Source organism: Nocardia arthritidis (genome assembly GCF_011801145.1).
GTDB lineage: Bacteria > Actinomycetota > Actinomycetes > Mycobacteriales > Mycobacteriaceae > Nocardia > Nocardia arthritidis_A.
In genome coordinates, this window is the sequence record NZ_CP046172.1 from 3,700,208 (window position 1) to 3,725,843 (window position 25,636).

Sequence of the window (25,636 nt, forward strand, 5' to 3'; positions counted from 1 at the left end):
ATGCCATGACCGACCTATTGATTCGCGATATCGACATCATCGACGGTACCGGTGCGCCCGGATTCCGCGGCGATGTGCGCGTGAGCGGCGACCGGATCGCCGAGCTCGCCGCACCCGGAACCTTGGACGCCGCAGGGCGATCCGTCGTCGCGGCGCCGCCGGGAACCGTGCTCGCCCCCGGCTTCATCGATATGCACGCGCATTCCGACCTGCACCTGCTCACCGAACCCGGGCATCTGCCGAAGATCAGCCAGGGCGTCACCACCGAGGTGATCGGGCAGGACGGACTGTCCTACGCACCCATCGATGCGGCGGCGCTCGCCGTGCTGCGCCGCCAGATCGCCGGGTGGAACGGCAATCCCGCCGGACTCGACTTCTCCTGGCGCACCGTCGCCGAATACCTGGACCGGCTCGACGAGGGCATCACCCCGAACGCGGCCTACCTGGTACCGCAGGGCACATTGCGCCTGATGGTGGTGGGCCCCGAGCAGCGTCCGGCGACGACGGCCGAAATCGACCGCATGCGTGAGCTTTTGGCGCAGGGACTGCGCGACGGCGCGGTCGGCATGTCCAGCGGGCTCACCTATACCCCCGGAATGTACGCCGACACCGGCGAATTGGCCGCGCTGTGCGAGGTGGTGGCCGAATACGGCGGCTTCTACGCCCCGCACACCCGCTCGTACGGCAAGGGCGCGCTGGACGCGTACGCCGAAATGATCGGGCTGGCCCGCGCGACCGGCTGCGCACTGCACCTGACCCACGCCACCATGAACTTCGGCGTGAACCGCGGGCGCGCACCGGAATTCCTCGCGCTGCTGGCGGCGGCCCGCGCCGACGGCTGCGATATCACCCTCGACACCTACCCGTATCTGCCCGGCTCCACCACACTTTCGGCGCTGCTGCCGAGCTGGGCGATGTCCGGCGGCCCGGACGCCGCGCTGGCCCGGCTCGCCGATCCGGCCGAGCGTGCGCGAATCACCCTGGACGTCAACGTGAACGGATCGGACGGCTGCCACGGGGTGACCGTCGAATGGGACACCATCCAGATCAGCGGCGTCGGTAATGACGAGTTGCGCTCCGCCGTCGGCAAGACCGTCGCGGAGCTGGCGGCCGAGCGCGGGGCCGAACCGGTGGCGATCTTCTTCGACCTGCTGCGCCGGGATCAGTTGGCCACCACCATCCTTCAGCACGTCGGCCACGAGGAGAACGTGCGCGCCATCATGGCCGACCCCGGCCATATGGGCGGCAGCGACGCGCTGCTGGTCGGCGACCGGCCGCACCCGCGGGCGTGGGGCACCTTTCCCCGCTACCTCGCGCGGTACGTGCGCGAACTCGGCGTGCTCGGGCTGGCGGAATGCGTGCACCATCTGACCGGCCGCCCCGCCCGACGACTCCGGCTGCGCGAGCGCGGGCTGATCCGCGCCGGATACGCGGCCGATCTCGTGCTGTTCGATCCGGCGACGATCACCGACACCGCCACCTTCGAGAATCCGAAACAGCGGGCGCGCGGTATCGCGCACGTCCTGGTCAACGGCCGGTTCGCCATCGAAAACGGCACGCCGACCGGCATTCTGGCAGGCCGCTCGCTGCGTATGGACGCCTCGCGAAAGGAGACCAGATGACCGCCGGAACGACGGCGCTGGACATCATCCGCGCCGACCGGGTGCTGACCGTGGTCCGCGCCCCGCACATCCCGGATCCGGTCGCGCTCGCGGAAGCTTTGGCGCACTCCGGGATTCGCACCCTGGAACTCACCTTCACCACGCCGGGCGTGCTGGACTACCTGAAGCGGGCGGGCGCGGCGGCCGATGCGCTGCTCGGCGTCGGCACCGTGCTCACCGGTGAGCAGGCCCGCGCGGCCATCGACAACGGCGCACGGTTCCTGGTCACCCCAGGGCTGCGGGCCGAGGTGGCCGAGGTCGCCGTCGCCCGCGAAATCCCGGTCATCATGGGCGCTTTCACGCCCACCGAGGTGCTGCAGGCGCTCGATCTCGGCGCGGCCGCGGTGAAGATCTTCCCGGCCCGCGCGCTCGGGCCCGGATACCTGAAGGACCTGCGCGGGCCCTTCCCTGATGTGGCGCTCATCCCCTCGGGTGGCGTCAACGCGGGCAATGCCGCCGACTTCCTCGCCAACGGGGCGGTCGCCGTCACCGCGGGCACCGATGTCGTGGCGCCCGCCGATGTCGCCGCGGGCCGATGGTCCGATATCGCCTCGCGCGCGGCCGCTTTCGTTCGATCCATGAAGTAAGGGGTACCCGATGGGGACCACTGTCGACTGGCTGCGCACCTCGACCCCCGGGTTGCTTGTGCTCTGCGGGCTGGCGATCGCCGTACTGCTGCTGGCCATCATCAAGATCAAGCTCGAGCCGTTCATCGCGCTGCTGCTGACCGGTCTCGCGCTCGCGCTGGCCGCCGGGCTACCGGTGAACAAGATCGTCGGCACGGCGATCAAGAGCGGGGATTCGCTGCTGGAGACCGGCTTCGGCGGCATCCTCGGCCATATCGCCGTGATCATCGGCCTCGGCACGGTGCTCGGCGCCATCCTCGAAAGGTCCGGCGGCGCCGATGTTCTCACCGGCAAGCTGCTGAACCTGTTCGGGCCCAAGGGCGCTCCGATCGCGATGGGTCTGCTCGGTCTCATCTTCGGCATTCCGGTGTTCTTCGACATCGGCATCTTCGTGCTGGCCCCGCTGATCTACGTGGCGGCCAAGCGCGGCGGGCGCTCGCTGGTGCTCTACGCCATGCCGATGCTGGCCGGCCTGTCGATGACGCACGCCTTCCTGCCGCCGCATCCGGGTCCGGTGGCCATCGGCGGCCTGCTCGAGGTGAGCCTCGGCTGGCTGATCCTGATGGGATTCATCTGCGGCATACCGGGATTCATCGCGGCAGGCCTGGTGTGGGGCGCCTGGATCGGCAAGCGGATCCAGGTCGAGGTGCCCGAGGAATTCCTGGTGCGCAAGGAGGGCAACGGTGAGGGGCCCGGCGCGGCGACCGCGCCGACGCGGACCGCCGAACGCGGCGCGCCCTCGGTGTGGACCATCGGCGGGATCATCGCGGTGCCGCTGGTGCTCATCCTCGGCGCCACCTTCGGAACTCAACTGCTGGACAAGAATTCGCGGCTGCTGCAGGTGCTGACCTTCCTCGGCACCCCGGCGGTGGCGCTGCTCATCGCGGTGCTCATCGCCTTCTACCTGCTCGGCGTGCGGCGCGGCTCCAGCGTGCAGGAGTTGAGCGCGCTCACCGCCGAATCGCTGCGGCCCGTCGGCATGCTGCTGCTGGTGGTCGGTGCGGGCGCCTTCTTCGGAAAGATCATCGCCGCAACGGGTATCGGCACCGCGCTCGCGAATACCATGTCGGACGCCGGACTTCCGGTGATGCTGCTCGCCTACCTCATCAGCTGCGGGCTGCGCATCGCGCAGGGGTCGGCGACGGTGGCCATCGTGACCACCGGTGGTATCGTCGCGCCGCTGGTGGCCGGGCACGGCTACTCGCAGGCCTCGATCGCCTTGATCGCCATGGCGATCGCGGCCGGTTCGATCATCCTCAGCCACGTCAACGACGGCGGATTCTGGATCATCCAGAAATACTTCAACCTGACGGTCAAACAGACGCTGCAGAGCTGGACCGTGCTCGAAACGGTGCTGTCCGTCGTGAGCTTCGCGGTGGCCGCCGTGCTGTTCGCGATCGTCAGCTGAGCAGCGCCCGGACCATCCGGGTCACCGCATCGGCGACGTCGAAATCCGTTGTCGGGCTGGTGAGCTGGTGCAGGATCATGCCGTCCAGATAATCGATCAACTGTTTGGCGGCGATGCGGGGCTCGGCGACGCCGAATTCGCCGAGCAATGCCGCCGCCCAGTCGACGATGCGCTCGTGCCCGCGCCGCAGTGCGAGCAGCGGCTCGGGCATCTGCCGTACCTCGAGCAGCAGCGCGTAGCGGGCCAGGGTTCTGGCCTGATTCGCGCCGATCATATCCTCGGCGAAAGTGGTTGCGGCGTGCGCTAATTGATCGACGGTGTGCGGAGCGGGCGCATTGCCGTCCACCTCCCAGTAGGCGTAGTCGTACTGCTCCAGCCGTTCCACGATGCCGATGAGCAGCGCCTCGCGGGTGCGGAAATAGTTCGACGTAGACCCGGCGGGCAGGCCCGCGAGTTCGTCGACGGCGCGATGGGTGAGGGCGCGCGGACCCCTGGTGCCGAGGAGTTCGATCGCGGCGTCCAGGGCGATGTCGCGTTTGGTCGGCATCCACCGATACTACATAAGTAGTGATCCGTACTACAGATGTAGTAATGCGATGCTCGCGCGAGTAGCGTCGGCGGCAGGAGCGAGTTCACCGGGAGGGTGCGATGCCGAAGGCGATAATCGTCGGTGCTGGGATCGGTGGCTTGGCCACCGCTGTCGCGTTCATCAGACAGGGCTGGGATGTGGAGGTGCTGGAGCGGGCGCCGCGGATCCGCGAGGTCGGTGCGGGATTGTCGGTGTGGCCCAACGGACTTCGCGCGCTGGCCGCGCTCGGACTCGCGGATGCGGTGCCCGCGCGGGAGTCCGGCTCGGCGGGGATCCGGGATACCGACGGGCACTGGCTCAGCCGGTCGGACGTGGCACTGTTCAGATCGAAGTACGGCCTGCCGCAGATGATGCACCGCGCCGAGCTGCACGAGGTCTTGCGCGCCGCCGTACCGGAATCCGTACTGCGCACGGGAATCACGGTGACGCGGGCGCATCCCGACGGCACCGTGGAACATTCCGCGGGCACCTCGGCAGGCGAGGTGATCGTCGGCGCGGACGGTATCCGGAGCGCGGTTCGGCGCGCGGTGTGCGGTGTGATCGAGCCCCGCTACAGCGGCTATGTGACATGGCGGATGGTGGTCACGCCGACCGAGCCGGTGGGTGAGATAGCCGAGATCTGGGGCACCGGTGAGCGATTCGGCTATGGCGTGCTGCACGATGGCCGGGTTTACTGCTTCGCCGTAGCGAATAAGGCGGCGGGCTCCGAGGATGGCGGGCTCGGCGAGCTCCGGCGGCGCTTCGCCGACTGGCCCGCGCCGGTGCCCGCGCTGGTCGCGGCGGCCACCGAGGAAGACCTGCTCAAACACGAGATCTACGATCTGCCCGCGCTGAAAACATATGTGGCCGAACGCATCGCGCTCGTCGGCGATGCGGCGCACGCGATGACGCCGAATCTCGGGCAGGGCGCCTGTCAGGCGCTGGAGGACGCGGTGGTACTGGCACGGATCGCGGCCGAGGGGAACGGACTGGCGCGATACGACGCCGAACGCGTGCGGCGCACGCAGATGATTCGTGTTCGTTCGCGACAGATCGGAGCCATCGCGCAGTTGTCCTGGCGGCCCGCGGTCGCGGTGCGCAATGCGGTGATGCGGCGGTTGCCTGCCGAGGCCCAGGCGAAAACGGCGGCGGCAGTGCTGGATTGGCAGCCCTGAGGGGGCCGGAGTGAAGGTGCCGGGCGCTCACGATTGGGTCAGCGCTGCGGTACGTCCGGCGGCACGTTCCGCACCGCGGCCGCGCAGCGGTCCGCATGCGTCCGCAGCGCCGTCGCCAATTCCGGTGGGCCGCTTACCATTTCGAAGTCGAGATCCACCGAGGTGATCATCCACACCAGCGACCACGGCGTATCCGCGCCGACGCGCAGCAGACAACCGTGTTCGTCGATCGCCTCCAACACACCGGTGCCCGGCCAGACGCGTTCGGCGGCCGCCTCGGCCGATACCGGCAGCCGAACGGTCGCCTGGAACGGCCAGGCGTGTACCGAGAGCCTGCGCGAAAGATATTCCGCCACATCACCTTCGGGAATCTCCCTGGGCGAGAAGCGGGGTCCGGTCGGTACCTTCGGCGTCATCCGGTCGACGCGGAAGGTGCGCCAATCGGCGCGGTCGGTATCCCACGCGACCAGATACCACTGGCGGTCGAAGTTGACGAGGTGGTGCGGTTCCACTGTGCGCCTTGCGGTTCGGCCGTTGTGGTCGCGATAGTCGAAGCGGAGTCGCTCGTGCCGCCGCACCGTCTCGGCGATCGCCATCAGCACCTCGGCGTCCACCGCGGCTCCCGGCGCCGCGACCCGGACGGTCGCCGCCCGCAACGTCTGGACCCGATGGCGCAGGCGCGGCGGCAATACCTGTTCGAGTTTGGTCAGCGCGCGCAGCGACGCCTCCTCGATGCCGGTCGAGCCGCCGGACGCGCCGCGCAGCCCGACCGCCACCGCGACTGCCTCCTCGTCGTCCAGGAGCAGTGGCGGCAGCGCCGCGCCCGCGCCCAGCCGGTAGCCCGCCGTGCCCTGGGTCGCGTGCACCGGATAGCCCAGGTCGCGCAGGCGGTCGATATCCCGGCGCACGGTGCGACCGGTGACGCCGAGCCGCTCGGCCAGCTCCGCACCGGACCAATCGCGATGCGTCTGAAGTAGGGCGAGCAGTTTGAGCAGTCGCGCGGAGGTCTCCAACACGATCTCGATCCTGCCAAACCTCAGGTGGCGAACCCGCTGTCACGTAGACAGAGGAAGAAATACCCCTCGAAGCCGTCACCGCGGCTCGGATCGCCCTGGCCGCCGCAGATCGCCCACTGGTGGCGCACGTTGGTGGGCAGCACCAGCAGTCGCGACGCGGCGTCGGCGAACTTCCGCAACTCGCCGATGGTGTGCACCGCTCCCTGCGAATCGCGTAGGGAGAACGCGGCGAAACCGGATACCTCGACCGCCGAAACTCCGTTCATCGGCACTGTCTTGGCAGGCGTATCCGCCAGCGCGACGGTCACCGTGGAAGCCGTTCCGGCATCGGTGAATACGATGCCGGACCGACTGGTCAGCGGTGAGCTCGCGGGTGTCACCGCGAGCCCGGGCGGGGTCGCCGGATAGGTGCTCCGGTCGCGCGGGTGGGCCGGATCGGGCGGCACCTGGAATGCCCAACCGTAGATCGAGCCCGGCGTGCGGCCGGTGAAGAAGGCCACCTCGCCGGGCCTGCACCAGACCCGCGGCGGCGGATTCTTCGCCGGATCCTGATCCGCCTTGGCCAGCTTGTCCGGCCAACCGGCGTCGACGGCGGTGGCCAGGGCGAGCGCCTGGCGTAGGTGCAACGCGCCGGTCATGCGGATGACCCGGGTGTGGTCGCGATCCAGCCAGTCCCGGACCGTCCGCGGGTCTCGCACCAAGGTGTCGATATCGTTCGCGTCGAACAGGTAGAGCTCCGAACACCGCCCTCGCACGGTTGGATCCAGCCACGCACGGATCGCCGTGCCGCCGCCGAGACTGAAGCCGGCGATGCCGAGCCGTCCGACGGAGACACCCAGCTGATTCGCCGTTCCGATAATGCCGCGTGAATATGCGGCCAGCACAAGGCTTTCCAGCAGCTTCGGCAGTTGGCTCGTGCCGGCGGGTCCGTAGTTGCCCTGGCTCGGCCACGGAAATACCGACAGCACCCGTTTTCCGCTGCGCGCGAGCTGTTCTTGCAGGCCGATCGCCGGAAAGCTGTGCCAGAAGGGTGGATTCGGTGTCGCGAAGAACGGCGCGAACACCGGTGGGTCGACGAAGTACCGGCCGATGCGCCCGCTCACCGGTGTCTGCTCGACCCGGCTGTAGGTGGTGCCCGTGCTCGGCCGGAAAAACGTGAGCACATCGAACTTCCGCGCCGTCAGCGCGTCGATATCCGGTACCGCGGCATGCTTGGGCGCCGGGTTGAACGGATTGGCAGGCTGTGTCGAGACCTTCGGTGGGACCAGCATGAACCATGTCTTCGGCGTCGGCGCACGGGTTAATTCGAAGGCGTAGCAAAGACATCCGTGATGCGGGTCGTCGCGTCCCGGATTCCGCGGGTCGGCCAGGTGCGGCCGGTTGTACTCCTCGAACGAGCCGGGCTGGCTCGCCACCACCGAGGTCATATCGACGAAGGTGAGGTCGAGCCGCAGCCGCACCACCCCGCCCGCATCCGGTGCCAGACCGCCGGTCAGCCTCGGATGCAGGCGGTGCGTCCAAAGCACCGCGCCGTTGGTCGCGGCGAACGCCGCCACGAGCGCGCCCGCGGCGGTGATCGTGAAGCCTTGCGTTATCAGCTCGACCACGGTGCTCCGATCCGGTGCGAGCACCTCGACGGTCACCGTGAAATCGCCCGCACCCGGTAACGGCAGCCGGAACTCGTCGCCGCCGACGCTACCGGCCTGCGTGTCGGCGGACGCGCGCACCCGCTGCTTGAAAGCCGGATCGGTATCCGCCTGGTGCAACCGAATACGTAACTCTGACATGGTAATTCGCTACAGCTGCCGGCCGGACTTCGGGTCGTAGGCCACCTCGACCGCCACGATCTGATCGGTGGGCAGCACCTCCACCCACTGGTCGAATATCTGCAACGGCGCCGGCGGCCGGAATCCACCGTCCAACGGATCGAATCCGGTCTGGAAGACCTTTTCCGCGGCCAGTGTGCTGCCGATATCGGTGTTCGTGGCCTGTAGCCGTGTGGCCACCTCGGTCAACACCTGGCCGATTGTCTTACCGTTGAAGTCGGGCGGATCGCCCGGCTGCACCTGGTACGGCTGGTCCAGTGCCGCCTCGCCCTCGACGTTCGATTTCCGCAACCAATCCAACGCCTCCAGTTCGTGTCCGGGCCGGATCGGCAGCACCACCTTGACCCAGGCGGCATTGAGGAATTCGTTGCGGCGTTCGTCGCCGTCCGCCTGTATCAGCCAGCCCAGCGAACTGCCCATGGGAGCGGGTTGCGTTTCCTCGGTGATGAGATAGTTGACGCGGAATTCGTCGGCGATGCCCGCGGTATCGCTGCGAGCCGAATTCTCCTTGCCGGTATGGGAATACCAGCTCACCACCGTCTCGCCGTGGACCGGGTCCGTCTGGTTCGGATCGGCCGTGAATACCGCGGGCGGCACCGGATAGCGCCCGACGGTATTCGACACCGGTGGGTCGACCGGATAGTCGGGACGCCAGAAGTCCGGCGCCACGAAGTACAACATCTCGTCGACGTCGAACAGCTGGCGAATCGTCTCGGCGCCGAAATGCGGGTTGTCCTTGAACAATTGGATCTTCTTGATCAGCTCGCCGAACACCGCCTCGCGCTCCTCCTTGCGCAGATCGTCGGCCGAGCGGGTGCGGGTACCGCTGAGCAGCCGCAACCGGTCGCGGACCGCGTTCGCGTATTCCTTGCGCTCGAGCTCGGCGACGGCGGCGTTGTAATCCGCCAGCTGGCGTTCGAACTCCGCCTGCGCCGGATCGACGGCCGGCGGATTCCAGAACAAGGTGAAATTCAGCGTAATGGTCCCGCCGCCACCGAAATTCACCTGATCGGCCTGCACTCGAAACGCGCCGGAGGCGGCGTCCTCGACCACGATCTGATTCGCTGGGGCGACGAACAGCGCGTCCTCTCCGGTATGCGTCTTGGCCGAGACCAGGAAGATGCTCGTCAGCTGATAGCCCGGCGCGGGCGGCGACGCGGTGAAATGCGCTGTCGCGATGATGTGATCGTCGTTGTCGTCGCTGTTCATCTCGTCGGTGGTACCCGCGCGCGTGTAATTGACATCATTGTGCGGCGCGTTCGTCGTGCCGGGAAAACGGCGAATGGGAAAGACACCGGGGAACGCGGTATGCAATTGCTGCAGCGGCGTCGGCGGTTCCGGCTTGTGCAATGAGGTCAGATCCGGGGCGGGCACCACATGCACCATTTCACCGAGGCCGAGCAGCCGTCCCGGCGCGGTGGTGATCGCGCCCGGCGTCGCGGTGTTCGGGCCGGACCCCAGGAAGACCTGCCAGCTCAATTGACTGCCGATGTGCTGCAACTGCACGCCGACCTTGCGCATCTTCCTGCGCAGTTCGTAGTTCACCAGTCGGTCGGTGGTGTTCTGCACGACGTAGCGCCTGCTGGAGGTGTCCGTCGATTCCGTCACCGTCTTGAATGTCGTCTTGAAATTCCGGACGATCTCGCTGGTCACCTTCGAGCTCTGCGCCCGAGTTTGCTTGTGCGACTGTTCCGCCGCCTTTTTGGTGGTATTCGTGGATTCGAAACTGGTGCTGACGTCACCGTGATAGATGCCGGCGAAATTCGCGCCCGCCTTCGCACTCGCGCCCAGCTTGGTATCGTTCGCGTTCTCCTCCTTGACGGCGTCGGCGATATCGGTCTGATCGGTCAGCGACTCCTCCGACTTGCGGGTCGTCTGGACCGATTGTTCCGCGGACTGCTCGACCAAGGTGCGTCGCGTGCTGGTCTCGACCACCTCGACGGTGCCGCCGGGGCTGAGCCACAAATGTCCGGCGGGCGGTCCGAGGAAGGTATCGAATTCGAAGAAGTATTCGCGGAACAGATCCACCACACCGACCGGTGACAGAATCCCGGCGGTCGACGGCGGCGCGTCCGCGGGAGCGGGTGCGAACATCTGTGTGCTCTGTGCGCCCTGCCAGCCCTTGAGCGGCTGGTATACGCCGAAAATCTCGGCGGCGTAGGGAAAGGTGCCGGTGAAATCGGCGAGCGGGCGTCCCGTGAAGACCTGGCTCGATCCGGCGGGCGCGGGCATTATCTGAGTATTCGCGACCGCCGCACCCGCGGTGAGTGCGAATGGCAGCACCGTCCAGCCGTCACCGTTGCCCGAACTCATCAGCAGTAGTTCGCGGTTTTCCTGCGTGGCCGGTGCGACGAACGAAATCGTCTGGGTGAGTGAAAGGGGTTGAGTGAGCACCTTTCCCGCGAATTGGCGGGTGACACCGGGGTCGATCTCCAGGAACGCGCCGTTGAGCGCGGGAATATTCGGGAATTTACGCGGGTCCTGGATCTCGATATCGGCGGGCAATGCCAGCGCTATGCGCTTGGTGGCGGACAGATCCAGCGGTGACGATGCCTGCACGGTATACGTCCAAACCTGAAGTCCGGCATTCGGACCGGTTGCCGCAACCGGCTGGCGGTCGGTGAAGGTTACGACGATGGACATGATGAATCTCCTGATCCGGCGCGCGATCTCGGGCCAGTGGCTCGCGCTGCGAGCCGAAGAGTTTTATATGTGTTCGTATGCCAGGCTAGGTCGTCGTCGAATATGCTCTCGTGCTTCAGTCCATTCAGTGGACCGCTATTTGTGGGAACCGATTCGCAACCACCGTGACGATATTTCGATCCTGACTTCGGTCATGGCGTCGGGATGCGTGCTCATCCGTCCTGGCATGGGTCGTGATCTCGAAGTTTGCGAGTTAGGAACGAGACTGTCCTAAGCGGAGTCTAGCGTCGTACTCATGAGCAACGAGAACATCCGACCCTTCCGCATCGAGATCCCACAGGCCCGGCTGGACGACCTGCGCGCACGGCTCGGCGGTGTCCGCTGGCCGGATGAATTGCCCGGCGTCGGTTGGGATTACGGTATGCCGGTGTCGTATCTGCGTTCGCTGGCCGAATATTGGCGCGATCAATACGACTGGCGTGCCGTGGAAAAGGAACTCAACGAGCTACCGCAGTTCGTCACCGAAATAGACGGGCAGCGAATGCATTTCGTACACGTGCGGTCGCCGGAACCGGATGCGTTACCGCTGGTGCTGAGCCACGGCTGGGGGAGCACCTTCACCGAATTCCTGGAGGTCATCGGTCCGCTGAGCGATCCGCGCGGGCACGGCGGTGATCCGAAAGACGCCTTCCACCTGGTGATTCCATCACTTCCCGGCTTCGCCTTCTCCGGTCCGACGCATCGTGCCGGGCACGCGGGCACGGAGAACGGTGCGCGGCTGATCGCGCAGCTGATGACCCGGCTCGGCTATGAGCGTTACGGTGCGCAGGGTGGCGACGCCGGGCAGTTCGTCTGCGCCGAACTCGGGCGGATCGCGCCGGACCGGGTCGCGGGCATCCACCTCAACGGCCCGATAACGTTGCCGTCCTGGGACGGCGATGAATCCGATACGGAATACAGCGAATCCGACCTCGAGCGGCTGGCCGAACTCAACGGCTCGAACAGTCAGACGAGATACGACTACGCGATGGTGCATTCCGGGCACCCGCAGACCCTGGCCATCGGCATGCACGATTCCCCGGTCGGCATGCTGGCCTGGATGACGGATATCTACCAGCGTTTCACGAATCCGGACATCGAATTCCCCGATGCCGCGGTCGGCCGCGACGCGCTGCTCACCACCGTCGCGATCTATTGGTTCACCGAGACTTTCGCCTCCTCGATCCGGGTGTACCGGGAATCGAACGTGTGGGGTGTACGGCTGCCGAAATCCGGAGTGCCAACGGCCGCAGCGAATTTCGCGGGTGAACGCCCGATCCGCGCCATCGCCGAACAGGAACACGACATCGTCCGCTGGACCGAATACGACCGCGGCGGGCATTTCGCACCGCTCGAAGCGCCCGATCTGCTGATCGAGGATGTGCGGGAGTTCTTCCGCACGGTCCGGTAGCTCCGGTGGCACATGGTGGCGGCAAACATCGCGAGTGGCCCGCCACCATGTGCCACTCATCGCCGGAGGTTTGTGTTCGAACCCTCGGCAATCGACGCCGCTGATGCGCGGCAACTCCGAGTTGGTCGAGGCTGTGCAATGGGTCCATTCAACGGAACCGCGGGTGCCGGACCCCGGTTGTCGGCGGGAGCCTGGTGTAGGGCTCGGCCTCCGCCGGTAGCGCGGAGGGGATCGTTTCCAGCTCGAAAGGCGAGATCATGGGTTCGGTAATCGACAAGGTGACATGGAACGAGAGCAGCATCGCCGGTCCGGCCGTCACCGTCGTATTCGGTACGCCGATCGTCGCGTGGTGCGGCGATCGCAACAGCGCCAACATCTCGGTGGCGAATGTATCGGAGTCCACGTCGGGACAATTGGCGGGCAGTACGTTGCGGAAAACCACTCTCACGGATACGTCGAATTTCGCCCCGGCATTGGCAACCGATGGCAACAACATCTTGTTGGCATGGACGGGGACCAACGGCAGCCGGACGACGAATATCGCGACCCTCGGAGTCGACGGCAATGGGCAGTTCAATGGTGCGGTACTCGGCCGCGCATTCGTCAACGGCACGTCGATCAGTGGCAATAGTTCTCCGTCGATCGGCTTGTCCGGGGGCCAGAGCTCAACGGTGCATGTGGATGTGGTCGATCAAAATGGGCGGATCAGTGAGTCACAGGCGAACGCCGGTCAGCCGCTCGCGTTCAATCCGGCGTTCGAATTGAATTGGATCGGAGCTACCCGAGGGGTAGCGCACCCGGAACAACTGGACGATCCGTTATCGCTGGTGTGGGCGTGGACCGGCTCCGATGGATTCCTCCGGTTCGCGCAAACCGGTGTCGATGCGCAGGGCACGCCGCCGGTTGTCGTATCCGCTCAGCAAAGCGGCTTTCAACCGGCCTTGAAGAACACTGGAGGTGATGAACTCATCGTGGCGTGGACGGGAATCGACGGCGCGGGACGGCTCAATTTGGCGGAGGTCGATACCTCGGCGCTGGCCGCCGGTCGCGATCCCATCACCAGGGTGACGACGCTCGACGAGTTCAGCATCGCGGGACCGGCGCTGATCCACCGATTCGACGGCGGCGGCAACCGGCCGACGATTCTCTGGACCGGCACCGACGGCGTCGGGCTGCTCAACGCCGCCACCGTGCAGCTGAACTAGCTCGCCGGACAGCGCCTCAACGCGAATAGCGCGAGTGCATCTGAGCCGCGGTTTCGGCGAGCCGGGTCCGTAACTCCGGCGGGTCCAGCACCTCGGCGTACTCGCCCAGCGGCAGAATCCCGTGTGCCAGAACCTCATACGATTCCGACGGCAGCACGATCTCCACCCAGCCCTCGGCATCCGGCTCGGTCGTCGTGGCCAGCGCCGCGGTGACCGCCGCCGGATCGTTGGACAGCCGGAGGAACCGCAGATGGGTTGCCGCGATGCGGATCCGGGCCCGCACTCGCAACATCGACCGGGCGAATTCGTCCGCCGCGACGGCCCAGTGCGCGGCGAGATCGAAATCCGATGGACGCGTGAATATTTCGTCAGTCGGGATGGCTTCGATGATCCGGCCCACCCGGTACGAGCGGATATCGGTGTCCTGCCGGGCCACCAGGTACCAGTTACCCGCTTTCAAGACGAGTCCGAGCGGGTCGATCGTGCGCCGCACCTCTTTGTCCTTGCGGCCGTAGCGAATCGAGAGCCTGCGGTCGTGCCAGAGGGCCTCGGCCACCACCGCCAGGGTGGGTGTCTCGTCGGGGCGATGGAACCAGCCGGGCGCGTCGATGTGCACCCGGTCCGCGATACGCGTTGCGCGGCCACGCAATTCGGGTGGCAGCGCGGCGAGCACCTTGAGCTGTGCGGTGGCCAGCACTGTGCCGAGGCCCAAATCCGCTGCCGCGCCGGGTAATCCGGCCAGCAGCACGGCGTCCGCCTCCTCGGTGGTCAGGCCGGTGAGCCGGGTCCGGTAACCGTCGACCAGCCGGACGCCGCCCGTGCGCCCCTGCTCGCAGTAGACCGGGACGCCCGCCTCCGACAGCGCGTCGATATCCCGGTAAACGGTGCGCACCGAAACCTCGAGTTCGGCGGCCAGCTGCGCGGCCGTGGTCCGGCCGCGCGTCTGCAACAGCAGCAGCAACCGCACCAACCGACTCGCTCGCATATCGGCCAGCCTATTCGAAAAACCTGACAGAAGATGTCCAGTATCGGCGCTACCGTCGAGGTCATGACCACCTGGACCCAATTCACCGTGGAAGCGCCGCATATCGCCGCGATCTTCGAGCGCAGGCACAAGGCCGCAGGCAACCTGTGCCTGCTCGGCACCGTGCGCGCCGACGGTTCACCGCGGATCAGCCCCATCGAGCCGCGCGTATTCGAGGGCATGCTGGTGATCGGGGGTATGCCGAACACCACCAAATTCGCCGATCTGGCCCGCGATCCACGGTTCTGTCTGCACACCGCGACCGTCGACACGCACGTCGGCGACGGTGACGCCAAACTGTTCGGCGCCGTCACCAACCGCCCGGACCGCGAGCTACACGTACGATTCGCCGAAAACCTGTACCAGGAAACCGGATTCGATATCCGCGGCCGGGAGTTCGACCACTTCTACGTCGCCGACCTGACCGGCGCGTCCACCGTGGAGGTGATCGATGACCACCTCGACATCACCATTTGGAAACCGGGCCGGGGCGAACGAGTCGTCCGCAAGCACTAACGGGATATGGACGCTTCCGCGGGAACCTTGCCGGACATCACGGCGTGCAGCCCGGCCGTGAAGCGCCGGTCGCGGTCGCCGGTCATGATGGCGATGATGTCACCGGATTCGTCGGCCCGCGCGGTGCCGTCGGCCGAAATGCCGTGCACCAGATCGTCCCATTCGTCCGCGCCGACCAGTTCCAGATAGGCTTGTTCCTCGATGACGAAACCCGTTATGTAGGAACGCAATACCAGTGCGATCTCGCCCGGATCGAATTCCGGCACGGTGACGGCTCGCAGCAGGGCGAACAGCGTGGCCGATACCCGCACGGTCGCGGCGGACGGCGAATACGAGCCGGCGACGATGCGCCCGCCGTCCCGGAATTGCAGCATTGCCGCGCGAATCCGCTCACAGCACGCGATCACCTTGTCCGCGTCGGGGTCGCCGGCCTCGAGGCCGGCGAGGTCGACGGCGCCGAAAATCGTGTCGGCCATTGCCCGCTGCAGATCCTTCCGGTCGCGCACATGCTTGTAGAGCGCGCCCGGTGTCACCTCCGCCGCGGCCGCCAGCCGGCGCATGGTGAGCGCGTCGAGTCCGTATTCCGAGACGTATTCGTGAGCGATGGCGGCCAGCCGGTCTCGGGTCAATCCGCGCCTGATCGTCGCCATCGGTTCCAATCCCTTTGTGCCTGACTGAATTACGCGGCCCAACCGGTATCGCATCGGTTGGCCGCGCGCTGCCGCGCGGCCCAACCGATGCGATGCATCAGACCAGCGTCATCGCCCGGTCCGCCGCCTTGGCCTCGATGGCGGCGATGATGCGCGGCCGCAGTTCGGCGGCGCGGACCACGGCGTCGACCGAACCGACCTCGACGGCGCGCTGAATGCTGTGCACGCGGTCGAATTCGGCGGCCACATCGGCGAGCTTCTCGGTGCGCACCGACGCCCGCAGCTCGTCGAGTTCGGCGGTGAGCGCGGCCCGGTCGGCGCCGGCGGCGGCCGCGGCGCGGGCCTCCAGCTCCCGCACCCGTGGATCGGATGCGGTGCGGGCAGCCACGTCGGCGGCGAAGACCACCGCCGCGGCGGGAGCGCCGCCGAGCACCGAGGCGAACGCACCCTCCACCGCGAGCACCGTCATCTCCGGGTTGAGCGTCTTGGAGAACACCACGAACGCGCCGCCGTGGTATCGCGAAAGTACGCAGAACACGATGGGTCCGCGGAAATTCACGATGGCGCGGCCGATTTCGGCGCCGTACTCCAGCTGCAGCTTCCGCAGCGACTCCGGCGATCCGTCGAAGCCGGACAGGTTCGCCAGCACCACCAGCGGCCGGTTGCCGCTGGCCGCGTTGATCGCCCGCGCGGCCTTCTTCGACGACTGCGGGAAGAGCGTGCCCGCGGTGTAGGTGTCGGGGCCGTCGGTGGGCGGGAAGCCGCGCCGCGCCACCGGCCGCGACTCGATCCCCAACGCGCACACCGGAATACCGCCGAGGTGCAGATCCTGCACCACCGCGGTCTCCGCGTCGGCCATACCCGCCCAGCGCTCCAGCACGGGATGGTCCTGATCGGCCAGCGCCCGCATGACGGTGCGGATGTCGAACGGCTTCTTGCGGTCCGGATTCGCGGTGGCGGAGAAGATTTCGCCGACGGTGGTGAAATCGCTGTCCGCGACCAGGTGCGGGTAGTCGCAGATGTCGCGGTCGATGGGGTCGGTCGTCGTGACGCGGCGCGGACCCTGTTCGCCGGGCGCCACATAGGTGTGCTCGTAGTGCGACATCAGAATGTCGCGCGCCGCGGTCAAATTCGGCGCCCAGTACTGCGCCTGGCCGTTCGGCCCCATGACCCGCTCGTAGCCGCCGATGCCGAAATTGTCCTCGGCCGAAACACCGCCGGAGAAGTCGAGCGCCTGTTTACCGGTGAGCACCATCGCCGATTCCGGCGTCATCACCAGAATGCCCTTGGTGTGCATGAGCATTGTCGCCTCGGCGTTCCAGTACGGCTGCGCCCCGACGTTGATGCCCGCGACGACGATATTGATCTCCCCACCGTCCTGGGTGAATTCGACGATGCGCTTCAGCGCGGCGGCCACCCAGTCCATATTCTCGGTGCCCGACTGCATGGAGATCCTGGCGCCGGACGAGAGCGCGTACCACTCCAGCGGCACGCCCAACCGTTCGGCGAGATCGAGTGCGGCGATGATTCGGCGGCACTCCGGTTCCGACAGCGCGCCAAGGGATTTCGTCGGATCGCCGAGCAGCGCCACCCGGCTGACACCCTCCGGATGCCGCCTGGTCGCGGTGGTGACGACACCCGCGACGATCGCCGCGGAATTGCGGCCCTTCGGCCGGTCCACCGGTACCAGCGCGTGCTTGTCGTCGAGGTCGTATTCGGTGAATTCGCCCAGCAGGTCGGTCAATTCGTACGGGTACACGGTATTGCGGATGCTGGCGCGCAGCACCTTCAACCGGTAGTCGTCGAGCGGTTCGATCTCCTCGGCCGACGGCTCGCCGAGCACGAGTTCGGTGCCGCCGGTGGGGTCGAACCGGAAATGCACCGAAATCTTGTGCAGCTCACCGGTTTTCCGGTCGCGCTGGCGCGCGATGAACTGGATCTCCTCCAGGCCCGCGCCCGCGGCGGTCGGCAGGATGCGCGCGGCGATGATATCCATTTCCGCGCGGGTGATCTCGCTCGGCGGCCACACGTACACGACGATCCTGTTGGTGTTGAACCGCTTTGCCGTCGGCCGCTGCGACTGCGCGCGCCGGATCGAGTCGAGGCAGGTGGCGAGCGTGTTCTCCGCGGTCGGCAGCGCGACCAGCTGTCCGTCGTGATCGCGCAGCTCGGTCAGGTCACGGACCTGCGCGAACGCGATGAGCCGGTCGTCGGACGGGTTGTCCTTCGCGACGGCGCGGAACAGGTAGACCTCGTCGTCGTCGGAGGACGAGACCCGGGTGAGGTCGAATTTGCTCAGCCGCTGCATCTGCATGCGCTGCGCGATGTACGGGTGCAGGCCGCGGATCAGCCGATCCTCGGCGAATCCGGCATCGGACGGCTGGAAGGTGAAGTGGTGGTGCATCACCGCGGCCTTACTTCCGGCGACGGCGATGGTGACCCGGCCGACCTGTTTCGGCAGCGGCACCGATCGCACCACCTCGTGCAGCGCGGCGGCCATCGCGTCGAAATCCTCCGGCTGCTGTTCCCAGCGCAGGTAGATATCGACGACCACCGGATGTTCGACGGTGATCAGATCGGTGAGCGCGCGCAGCGCGTCCCCGAGTTCGGCCATGCCGACCGCGCACGAAACCACCAGCGAATCGGCGCGTTCGGCGATGACGAAGGTGCAGCCGGAGATCTCGCTCGCGCGCAGGCTGGTGAGGCCCTTGTTGCCGTAGTAGCGGCGGGTGAGCACCTCGAGCAGCACGGCGCTGTTCAGATCGGGCCGGGCCAACCGCTGGCCGAGTAGGCGCACCAGAGGTTCGGTGCTGCGCACCATTTCGGCGATGCGTTCTGCGCGATCGGCCGCGTCGGGCTGAATATCCAAGTGCCGCAGGTGCCTACGCACATCGGTGTAGACGCGGGCCCGGTTGCGGCGCAGCAGCGGCTGACCGAACCAGGCGTAGGCGACCCCGCGGGCGAGGTCGGCGACGACCGGGAAACGCACCTGGGTGGCGGCGACCAGCCGGGCCAGCGCCAGGCCGATGGGCTCGCGCAGGGACTTCTCGGGCACCGGCTCGCGCAGCCATTCGCGCAGCAGCGCGGCGAGCAGCGTGGCATGCGCCGACGCGCGCTGCTGCGCCAGGAAGATGCGGAACACCGCGGCCTCCAGCTCCGGCGAGCGCGGCAATTCGGTGACGCCGTAACGGCGCAGCGCGTTCCCGAGTTTCGTCTGGAACGATTCGGGCAGCCCGGCCCGGTCGACATCGAGGCTCTGCAGGTAGACGTGGAAATATTCGCGGGCGCTGTGGATGTGGCCGCCGACGTGTTCGTCCGCGGGCCGGTTGTGGCTCAGCTCGGCGAGGTCGGTGAAGATGTCGATGAGCTCGAGCTCCTCGGCGAGCGTCCGCTCGCCGTTCGCGCCGAGCACCCGGCGCGCGCCGACATAGTCGTCGAGCACCCGGCGTTCGTCGTGCGGGTCGACGTCGAAGCCGAGCAGCAGGCTGCGCAGATCCTCCTGACCCTGCCGGGCCCGCTGCGCGGCGGGTACGGAATCGGGGCCCGCGGGCAGATCCAGCTCGACCGGCGCGGCGGTCGCCTGGTCTTCCTCGTCGTCGGTGGCGAGCGGTTCCAGGCGCAGCAGCGGCGCGCCGGTCTCGACCTGGGTGCCGACCGATACGTGGGATTCCTTGAGGCGCGCGGCGAACGGCGCACGCAGCACCGTCTCCATCTTCATGCTCTCCAGGACGAGCACGGGCGCACCGGCCTCGACCTCGGCGCCGACCGCCAGGGGAGTGGCGACGACGAGGGCGGGCGCGGGCGCGCGGACGACACCGCCGTCGTCCCGGTTGACCCGGTGCGTCACACCGTCGACCTCGACCAGGTGGGTGGGGCCGAAGGTGCTGGTGAGCAACCGGTACCGGGTGCCGTTGACGATGATCTGCCCGGTGTTGCGGTCGAAGCGGTTCAATTCGATATCGGCCGTGCGGATTTCGCCGCCCGCCTCGATGACGACCCGGAACCGGTTCGCGCCGACTCTGGCGACCCGCACGCGATAGCCGACGCCGCGCAGCTGCAGATCCAGCGGCCTGCCGCTGTCGTGCTGCACCTGCGGGCGGCCACCGAACGCGGTGGTCAGCAGCCGCTGCTGTTCCGCGCGCTCGGCCTCCTCATATGTTTCGATGGCCGCGGCGGCGAGGGCGACGGCGGTGTGCCGATGCGATATCAGCCTGCCCGCGGCGCGGGCGCGGTCGATCCAGCCGGTGTCGGCGGTGGCGTCGATGATCTCGGGCTGGTCGAGCAGGTCGAGGACGAAACTCTTGTTCGTGACGCCGCCCTCGATGACGACCGTCGTCTGGTTCATGGCCTGGCGCAGCCTGCTCAGGGCCTCGGTCCGGTCGCGGCCGTGCGCGATGATCTTCGCGATCATGGAGTCGAAATCGGCCGGGATGGTGTCACCCTCGCCGACACCGGTGTCGACGCGGATACCGGGCCCCGCGGGCATGACCAGCCGGGCGATCCGGCCGGGCGCGGGCGCGAAATCGCGGTCCGGATCCTCGGCGTTGAGCCTGGCCTCGACGGCGTGCCCGCGCTCGACGGGCGGCTCGCCCTGCAGACGGTTGCCGGACGCCACCCACAGCTGGGCCTTGACCAGGTCGAATCCGGTGGTGGACTCGGTGATCGGATGTTCGACCTGCAGGCGGGTATTGACCTCGAGGAAGGCGAACTGCCGCTCACCCGGGTGGTAGAGGAATTCCACCGTCGCCGCGCCGCGGTAGCCGACCGCGAGCGCGAGCCGTTCCGCGGACGCCTTCAGCTCGGCCGCCTGTTCGGCGCTGAGCACCGGCGAGGCCGACTCCTCGATGATCTTCTGGTTGCGCCGCTGCACCGAGCAGTCCCGGACGCCGAGCGCCCACGCGGTTTCCTGGCCGTCGGCGATCACCTGCACCTCGACGTGCCGCGCGCCGGTGACGAGGCGTTCCAGGAATACGACGCCGCTGCCGAAGGCCCGCGCGGCCTCCTGGCTGGTGCGTTCGTACGCGTCGATCAGCTCGGCCTCGCTGGTGATCACCCGGATGCCGCGACCGCCGCCGCCCGCGGTCGCCTTCAGCATCAACGGATAACCGATCTCGGCCGCGGCCGCCTTTGCGGCGTCGAGGGTTTCGACCGCGCCCCGGCTCCACGGGGCGACCGGCACGCCGACCTCCTCGGCGATCAGTTTGGCGCCGATCTTGTCGCCGAGTTTGCGCATGGCCTCGGCGCTGGGTCCGACGAAGGTGACGCCGGTTTCGGCGCACAGCTCCGCGAACGCCGGATCTTCGGCGACGAAACCCCAACCGACCCATGCGGCGTCGCATTTCGTCTCGACCAGCGCGCGGCGCAGCGCGTTCAGGTCGAGATAGGGGCGCGCGGACGCGGGGCCGAGGTTGTAGGCGATATCAGCCTGGCGCACGAATGCGGCCGTGCTGTCCACGTCGGTGTATAAAGCGACGGTTTCGATCGGGGTCGCGGTCTCGGCGGCGAGTTCCCGCACCGCGCGGATGAGCCGCATCGCGGACTCTCCCCGGTTGACGATTCCGATACGTTCGAACACTCGAAGGTCCTTCTCTCCAAGGCACCGGCCTGGCCGACTGGATGGCTCGTTGCTCACAATTCCGCGTATGTTCCGTTGCCGCGCATCGCCTTTTGGTTCACGAGGCGGGACGGCGGATGCGGTGCCGCGAGGTGCGGCGGGCGGCGACCGTGTCGAGCGGGACGGCTGGTCGCACCATCACCAAGTGGTGAGCACTGTTCACCGGATGGAGGCTAAACCTCCACCCGATGCCCGTCAACCGGTGGGGAAGCTACTTCCGAGTTGGGTTTTTCCGGTGTCGCGGTGCCAGTTCAGGCGTGCGGCCGACTGCGCGAGTTCCATTGTCGGCGAAGGCTTTTGGCGTCGGGTTCGACCTACTGGCCGGTAACGAATCCTTCGCTCTCGACTCCCCGCCCGACAATGGATCTCGCTATGGTGCGATCGGAAACCGGTGATCCGCAGGCTTTTCAGAAAGCGAATCTCGAGATCAGGCGGCACGCGCCGCGCGGCGGGCGGCGATCAGCAGCAGGATATCGGCGATGAGCAGGATCGGCCACGGTGACGGCGTGAGGATCACGGCGACGGTGATCGTCCAGATTCCCAGCGTCCACGCGATGAACGGGGGTGGGGTGATGCCGCGGCGGTCCAGCCACAGCACGGCGAGGCCGAGGATGACCAGCGGTATGCCGAAGCTGTTCAGCGTCAACCAATATGCGCTGTTCGCCGGGCTCATCGCGCTGAGGTCGTCGCTCCAGAGTCCGCCGCTGAACCACGTTCCGGCATAGCGCGCGGCGCGTAAGAGCGTCAGGGCGAGGATCGTGTGCGCGGCGCCGAACAACACGATGAGTCCGCCTGCCCACTTGATCATCGGTCCGCCCCGTTCCGAGACACGGGACCGCGGTTGAGCCACGCGCGTTCCCATTGGCGGGTCAGGGCCGGGTAGACGATCAGGAATCGGAACGGTCCGATCCCTGTCATATATAACCGTCCGAATAGTCCATTCGGTTTGACCAGCACCGCCATTCGGAGCTCGTATTCACCGTCGGCGGCCGGAACCCAACCGAGGTGCATGACCGTGTGGACCGTCATATTCGCCATCTCGTTGGCGGCTTCGTCGTGGAGTTCGTACATGGTGGTGAACGGGGTGTCCGGCAGCGGGCCGCCGTCCGTGGTCGCGCGCAGGTCCTGCGGTAACCGGTCGCGCAGTGCCGGAATTCGCCGTCCGATGGCCGCGTCCGGATCGTCCCAGCCGAACAGCGCGCCCAGTCGCCAGCGCACGGCGAACAGCAACCGGACCAGTGGGGGTTGATCGCCCGGCCCGCCGGTCGCCCGCAGCGCGGCGAGCATTGCCGGGAAGTCGTCGGGTCCGGCGCCGGGGGTGCGGAACGACCACACGTCATAGACCTGGAAGTCGGGTGCGATCTCGTGGATCCGCCACGGGCGGCCGGTGTGCTCGGTTACGGGGAGTCTCATCGTTGTCACTGCCCTCTGTAGTTATACGGTAACGTATAACCTGAGGTTAGACCTGTTATACGGACCCGTACAACGGGTTCGGGGAGTGAGGTGGACCACGTATGGGCGCACTGCGCACACCGCGCGAAGCATGGGTCGAGGCGGGGCTGCGGGCACTGGCCGACGGCGGTGTCGACGCGGTACGGGTCGAGGCGTTGGCCAAGGCGCTCGGAGTGACGAAGGGCGGGTTCTACGGCTACTTCGCCGACCGCGACGCGCTGCTGACCGCGATGCTCGACGTGTGGGAGCGGGAGAGCACCTTCGATGTCGTCGACCGCGTCGAACAGGCGGGCGGCGACGTGCTGGACAAGGCGCGACTGGCCGGCAAACTCACCTTCTCCGGCGACCGCCTGCTCCCCATCGACCTGGCCATCCGCGACTGGGCCCGCCGCGACCCGGCCGTCGCCGAACGCCTGCGCCGCGTCGACAACCGGCGCATGCAGTTGCTCCGTGACGCGATCGGCACCATCTGCGCCGACCCCGACGAGGTCGAGGCGCGCAGCCTGCTCGCCTTCTGCGCGGCCATCGGCAGCCATTTCCTGGCCGCCGACCATCCCGGCCGCACTCGCGCCGAGGTCATCGCCCGCGCGGGCGATTTCCTCCTCGACCGCTCGCCGGGCGAGGTCGGACCCCGCATCGGAAACCCTTGATTTCGGGTCGCCGTTCTGTCGACGGGTCGAGATACCGTGCGACGCACGGACATTCGATGCTATGAAGCGACCGGTTCGAGGGTGTCCAGCTCGACGGGTTCGGGTTTTCGGTTGGGGCGCAAGGTGATCGCCAGGATGACCGCCGCGGACAGTGCGATGAGCATGGTCCAGGCCGAGCAGACGTGCATGGCGTGGATGAACGCGTTGTCGGCGGCGTCGGCGAGGGCCGGGCGGTTCAGCGCGGTGGCGGCGTGGCGGGCCTGTTCGGCGGAGGTCCGCGCGCGATCCTGAACAGGGGCGGGCAGATCGGGGAGGGCGGCCTCGATGGCGTGGCGGTAGACGATCGCCATGATCGTTCCGCCGATGGCGATTCCGAGCACGCTGCCGGTCTGTCGCACGGTATTGATGACCGCCGATGCGGCGCCGGCGCGCTCGAGCGGTTGGGTGCTCATCAGCGCCGCACTCACCGAGCCGATCACGATGCCGATCGACAGGCCCTGTACCAGCACGACGATCTCGTTCCAGAGCAGTGGGGTGGTCAAGCCGAACCGCGTGAAGGAGCCCATCGACAGTGCGGTGACGATCAGCGCGATCACCGTGACCGGGCGCAGCGACCAGCGGCGGACCAGGCGAATGCCGAGCGGTCCGCCGACGATGACGCCGACCGCGGCGGGAGAACTGGCCGAACCCGCCGCCAACGCCGAAAAGCCGCGTGCGCCTTGTAGATAGAAGGCACTGTAGAAACCGGCCGAGGTCATGGCGAACAGCAGTAGTCCGAGCGCGGCGGCGCCGCCGCCGAAGGAGCGCTGTGCGAGGAGTCTCGGGTCGAAGCTCGGCTGCGGGATGCGCAGTTCGACGAATACGAAGGCGGCGAGCAGCGCCGCTCCCGCGACGAGCGGTCCCACGATATCGATACGGCCCCACTCGGCGACCTGTCCGGCGCGAATCAAGCCGTAGGCCAGCGCACCGAGTCCGCCGATCGAGAGCAGCAGCCCGGCCGGATCGAGGGCGCGCCGGGTGGGACTGCGAAAGTTGGGTACCAGCAAGGCGATTCCGGCCAGCGCCACCGCGACGATCGGGACGTTGACGAGAAATACCGAGCCCCACCAGAAATGGGCGAGCAGCACACCGGCGAGCAGGGGTCCGGCCGCGATCCCGACCCCGGCCGACGCGGAGGTGAGCCCGATCGCCGACGCACGTGCCGGACCGGTGAAAGTCCAAGTGATGGTTGCCATTACGGCGGGCATGAGCAGGGCGCTGCCGATGCCCATCACGGCCCGCGCGGCGATGAGATGGTCGGCGTCGCCCGCGTAGGCGGCCCATACCGACGCCGCGGCGAAGATCGCCAGCCCGGTGCCCAGCATGCGCCGGTGGCCGAAGCGATCGCCGAGCGCGCCCGCGGTGAACATCAGCGCGGCGAAGACGAGCGTGTAAGAGCCCGTGGCCCACTGCAATTGGGCCGGATCGGCGCCGAGGCCGCGGACCGGGTCGGCCAGCGTCTCGAACGCGGTGCCGAGGATGGTGTTGTCGATCCAGATCAGCAAGGAGGCCAACAGGAGTACGGCGAGGATCAAGCGCTGCCGGGACTTCGGCAACGTCGGGGGCGTGGTCATCGAAACCTTCGCTATGATTGACAGGAACCTGACGAGAGGATTGTGCAGACTTGTCAGGAACCTGTCAATCTACTTATGAGGTCGAGTGTGGATTCCTGCCGGGACGATTCGGGTTCGCTGACCTTCGCGGTCCGCAAGGCGTGGCTCGCCATGCGTTCGGCGATCGGTGAGGAGCTCAAGGCATTCGGGCTGTCGAGCCCGCAATACGCCACGCTGATGATGGCCCGCGCGCAGCCCGGCATGTCGGCCGCGGATATCGCCAGGGAGGTCGGCTGCACCCGGCAGTCCGCCACCGAAATGCTCGGCGGTCTGGAGCGTGAGGGGCTGATCGAGCGACGGCCGCATCCGACCGATCGCCGCACCCAGCAGTTCCACGTCACCGAGGCGGGTGCGGCGCGCTACGCACAGGCGCATCGCGCCGTCATCCGCCGGGAGGCCGAACTGGCGGCGGCCTTCGACGCCGAGCAGATGAAGGCGGTTCGGCACTGGCTGGCGAACGTGTCCGAGGCATGCCGGTAGGCCGTCGCGCCCGGCATTCG

Annotated in this window: 19 protein-coding genes; 9 read left to right on the plus strand and 10 right to left on the minus strand. The window is 67.4% G+C overall.

All coding sequences use genetic code 11. The annotated features are described in order from the left end of the window. Window positions 1-5 precede the first annotated feature (5 nt). Genes F5544_RS16650 through F5544_RS16660 form a run of 3 tightly spaced genes read left to right on the plus strand, consistent with a single transcriptional unit; the run spans window position 6 to window position 3,695 of the window. Window positions 6-1,622, plus strand: a complete 1,617-nt coding sequence (locus tag F5544_RS16650; RefSeq protein ID WP_167474030.1) for an N-acyl-D-amino-acid deacylase family protein — start codon at window positions 6-8, stop codon at window positions 1,620-1,622. After that, window positions 1,619-2,248: a bifunctional 4-hydroxy-2-oxoglutarate aldolase/2-dehydro-3-deoxy-phosphogluconate aldolase gene (locus tag F5544_RS16655; protein WP_167474031.1), complete on the plus strand. Its 630-nt coding sequence runs from the start codon at window positions 1,619-1,621 to the stop codon at window positions 2,246-2,248. The genes F5544_RS16650 and F5544_RS16655 overlap by 4 nt, the downstream gene beginning before the upstream one ends. Window positions 2,249-2,258: 10 nt before the next feature. Beyond that, window positions 2,259-3,695, plus strand: a complete 1,437-nt coding sequence (locus F5544_RS16660; RefSeq protein WP_167474032.1) for a GntP family permease — start codon at window positions 2,259-2,261, stop codon at window positions 3,693-3,695. Here the strand turns inward: F5544_RS16660 and F5544_RS16665 are convergent. Beyond that, window positions 3,688-4,242, minus strand: coding sequence for a TetR/AcrR family transcriptional regulator (locus tag F5544_RS16665; RefSeq protein ID WP_167474033.1), 555 nt, complete (start codon window positions 4,240-4,242; stop codon window positions 3,688-3,690). The two genes, F5544_RS16660 and F5544_RS16665, sit on opposite strands and share 8 nt — an antisense overlap. A 101-nt stretch (window positions 4,243-4,343) precedes the next feature. On the opposite strand from F5544_RS16665, the gene F5544_RS16670 reads away from it, so the two are divergent. Beyond that, the gene (locus F5544_RS16670; protein ID WP_167474034.1) at window positions 4,344-5,438 is read left to right on the plus strand and encodes an FAD-dependent monooxygenase; all 1,095 of its coding nucleotides are present in this window, start codon (window positions 4,344-4,346) and stop codon (window positions 5,436-5,438) included. A gap of 38 nt (window positions 5,439-5,476) precedes the next feature. On the opposite strand, the gene F5544_RS16675 is transcribed toward F5544_RS16670, so the two are convergent. From F5544_RS16675 to F5544_RS16685, 3 genes are read right to left on the minus strand one after another with little or no spacing between them, the layout of a single operon-like run. After that, window positions 5,477-6,454: a helix-turn-helix transcriptional regulator gene (locus F5544_RS16675; RefSeq protein WP_167474035.1), complete on the minus strand. Its 978-nt coding sequence runs from the start codon at window positions 6,452-6,454 to the stop codon at window positions 5,477-5,479. A gap of 20 nt (window positions 6,455-6,474) precedes the next feature. Further along, window positions 6,475-8,241: a hypothetical protein gene (locus tag F5544_RS16680; protein ID WP_167474036.1), complete on the minus strand. Its 1,767-nt coding sequence runs from the start codon at window positions 8,239-8,241 to the stop codon at window positions 6,475-6,477. 9 nt (window positions 8,242-8,250) lie between these two features. After that, window positions 8,251-10,923, minus strand: coding sequence for a hypothetical protein (locus tag F5544_RS16685; RefSeq protein ID WP_167474037.1), 2,673 nt, complete (start codon window positions 10,921-10,923; stop codon window positions 8,251-8,253). A gap of 295 nt (window positions 10,924-11,218) precedes the next feature. Between F5544_RS16685 and F5544_RS16690 the strand changes: the two genes are divergently transcribed. Then, the gene (locus F5544_RS16690) at window positions 11,219-12,373 is read left to right on the plus strand and encodes an epoxide hydrolase family protein (protein WP_167474038.1); all 1,155 of its coding nucleotides are present in this window, start codon (window positions 11,219-11,221) and stop codon (window positions 12,371-12,373) included. A 257-nt stretch (window positions 12,374-12,630) separates the two neighbouring features. Beyond that, on the plus strand, window positions 12,631-13,578 hold the full coding sequence (locus tag F5544_RS16695; protein WP_167474039.1) for a hypothetical protein: 948 nt from the start codon (window positions 12,631-12,633) through the stop codon (window positions 13,576-13,578). A 16-nt stretch (window positions 13,579-13,594) separates the two neighbouring features. On the opposite strand, the gene F5544_RS16700 is transcribed toward F5544_RS16695, so the two are convergent. Next, window positions 13,595-14,563 (minus strand): helix-turn-helix transcriptional regulator, encoded by a 969-nt coding sequence (locus F5544_RS16700; RefSeq protein ID WP_167474040.1) that lies wholly within the window; start codon window positions 14,561-14,563, stop codon window positions 13,595-13,597. A 63-nt stretch (window positions 14,564-14,626) separates the two neighbouring features. Here F5544_RS16700 and F5544_RS16705 point away from each other — a divergent pair, with 63 nt between their 5' ends. Beyond that, window positions 14,627-15,118 (plus strand): pyridoxamine 5'-phosphate oxidase family protein, encoded by a 492-nt coding sequence (locus tag F5544_RS16705; protein WP_167474041.1) that lies wholly within the window; start codon window positions 14,627-14,629, stop codon window positions 15,116-15,118. Here F5544_RS16705 and F5544_RS16710 read toward each other — a convergent pair. From F5544_RS16710 to F5544_RS16725, 4 genes are all read right to left on the minus strand, one after another. Next, complete coding sequence (locus F5544_RS16710) at window positions 15,115-15,768, minus strand: TetR/AcrR family transcriptional regulator (RefSeq protein WP_167474042.1); 654 nt, start codon at window positions 15,766-15,768, stop codon at window positions 15,115-15,117. The genes F5544_RS16705 and F5544_RS16710 overlap by 4 nt on opposite strands. Window positions 15,769-15,865: 97 nt before the next feature. Continuing rightward, complete coding sequence (locus F5544_RS16715) at window positions 15,866-21,343, minus strand: carboxyl transferase domain-containing protein (protein WP_167474043.1); 5,478 nt, start codon at window positions 21,341-21,343, stop codon at window positions 15,866-15,868. Between the two features lie 466 nt (window positions 21,344-21,809). Continuing rightward, the gene (locus tag F5544_RS16720) at window positions 21,810-22,190 is read right to left on the minus strand and encodes a DUF6463 family protein (RefSeq protein ID WP_167474044.1); all 381 of its coding nucleotides are present in this window, start codon (window positions 22,188-22,190) and stop codon (window positions 21,810-21,812) included. Continuing rightward, window positions 22,187-22,795: a DUF2867 domain-containing protein gene (locus tag F5544_RS16725; protein ID WP_167474045.1), complete on the minus strand. Its 609-nt coding sequence runs from the start codon at window positions 22,793-22,795 to the stop codon at window positions 22,187-22,189. Before F5544_RS16725 ends, F5544_RS16720 begins: the two co-directional genes overlap by 4 nt. 101 nt (window positions 22,796-22,896) lie before the next feature. Here F5544_RS16725 and F5544_RS16730 point away from each other — a divergent pair, with 101 nt between their 5' ends. After that, the gene (locus F5544_RS16730; RefSeq protein WP_167474046.1) at window positions 22,897-23,484 is read left to right on the plus strand and encodes a TetR/AcrR family transcriptional regulator; all 588 of its coding nucleotides are present in this window, start codon (window positions 22,897-22,899) and stop codon (window positions 23,482-23,484) included. Between the two features lie 59 nt (window positions 23,485-23,543). Here F5544_RS16730 and F5544_RS16735 read toward each other — a convergent pair whose 3' ends face one another. Then, window positions 23,544-25,097 (minus strand): MFS transporter, encoded by a 1,554-nt coding sequence (locus F5544_RS16735; RefSeq protein ID WP_167474047.1) that lies wholly within the window; start codon window positions 25,095-25,097, stop codon window positions 23,544-23,546. Between the two features lie 75 nt (window positions 25,098-25,172). Between F5544_RS16735 and F5544_RS16740 the strand changes: the two genes are divergently transcribed. Beyond that, window positions 25,173-25,616, plus strand: coding sequence for a MarR family winged helix-turn-helix transcriptional regulator (locus F5544_RS16740; RefSeq protein ID WP_167474048.1), 444 nt, complete (start codon window positions 25,173-25,175; stop codon window positions 25,614-25,616). Window positions 25,617-25,636 lie beyond the last annotated feature (20 nt).

What these genes read in the sequence shown, in the direction of transcription:
- F5544_RS16705 (WP_167474041.1), top strand. Translation starts at nt 14,627, where the DNA reads ATGACCACCTGGACCCAATTCACCGTGGAAGCGCCGCATATCGCCGCG.
- F5544_RS16655 (WP_167474031.1), top strand. Translation starts at nt 1,619, where the DNA reads ATGACCGCCGGAACGACGGCGCTGGACATCATCCGCGCCGACCGGGTG.
- F5544_RS16700 (WP_167474040.1), bottom strand. Translation starts at nt 14,563, where the DNA reads ATGCGAGCGAGTCGGTTGGTGCGGTTGCTGCTGCTGTTGCAGACGCGC.
- F5544_RS16660 (WP_167474032.1), top strand. Translation starts at nt 2,259, where the DNA reads ATGGGGACCACTGTCGACTGGCTGCGCACCTCGACCCCCGGGTTGCTT.
- F5544_RS16720 (WP_167474044.1), bottom strand. Translation starts at nt 22,190, where the DNA reads ATGATCAAGTGGGCAGGCGGACTCATCGTGTTGTTCGGCGCCGCGCAC.
- F5544_RS16695 (WP_167474039.1), top strand. Translation starts at nt 12,631, where the DNA reads ATGGGTTCGGTAATCGACAAGGTGACATGGAACGAGAGCAGCATCGCC.
- F5544_RS16685 (WP_167474037.1), bottom strand. Translation starts at nt 10,923, where the DNA reads ATGTCCATCGTCGTAACCTTCACCGACCGCCAGCCGGTTGCGGCAACC.
- F5544_RS16735 (WP_167474047.1), bottom strand. Translation starts at nt 25,097, where the DNA reads ATGACCACGCCCCCGACGTTGCCGAAGTCCCGGCAGCGCTTGATCCTC.
- F5544_RS16670 (WP_167474034.1), top strand. Translation starts at nt 4,344, where the DNA reads ATGCCGAAGGCGATAATCGTCGGTGCTGGGATCGGTGGCTTGGCCACC.
- F5544_RS16650 (WP_167474030.1), top strand. Translation starts at nt 6, where the DNA reads ATGACCGACCTATTGATTCGCGATATCGACATCATCGACGGTACCGGT.
- F5544_RS16680 (WP_167474036.1), bottom strand. Translation starts at nt 8,241, where the DNA reads ATGTCAGAGTTACGTATTCGGTTGCACCAGGCGGATACCGATCCGGCT.
- F5544_RS16665 (WP_167474033.1), bottom strand. Translation starts at nt 4,242, where the DNA reads ATGCCGACCAAACGCGACATCGCCCTGGACGCCGCGATCGAACTCCTC.
- F5544_RS16730 (WP_167474046.1), top strand. Translation starts at nt 22,897, where the DNA reads ATGGGCGCACTGCGCACACCGCGCGAAGCATGGGTCGAGGCGGGGCTG.
- F5544_RS16690 (WP_167474038.1), top strand. Translation starts at nt 11,219, where the DNA reads ATGAGCAACGAGAACATCCGACCCTTCCGCATCGAGATCCCACAGGCC.
- F5544_RS16710 (WP_167474042.1), bottom strand. Translation starts at nt 15,768, where the DNA reads ATGGCGACGATCAGGCGCGGATTGACCCGAGACCGGCTGGCCGCCATC.
- F5544_RS16740 (WP_167474048.1), top strand. Translation starts at nt 25,173, where the DNA reads ATGAGGTCGAGTGTGGATTCCTGCCGGGACGATTCGGGTTCGCTGACC.
- F5544_RS16725 (WP_167474045.1), bottom strand. Translation starts at nt 22,795, where the DNA reads ATGAGACTCCCCGTAACCGAGCACACCGGCCGCCCGTGGCGGATCCAC.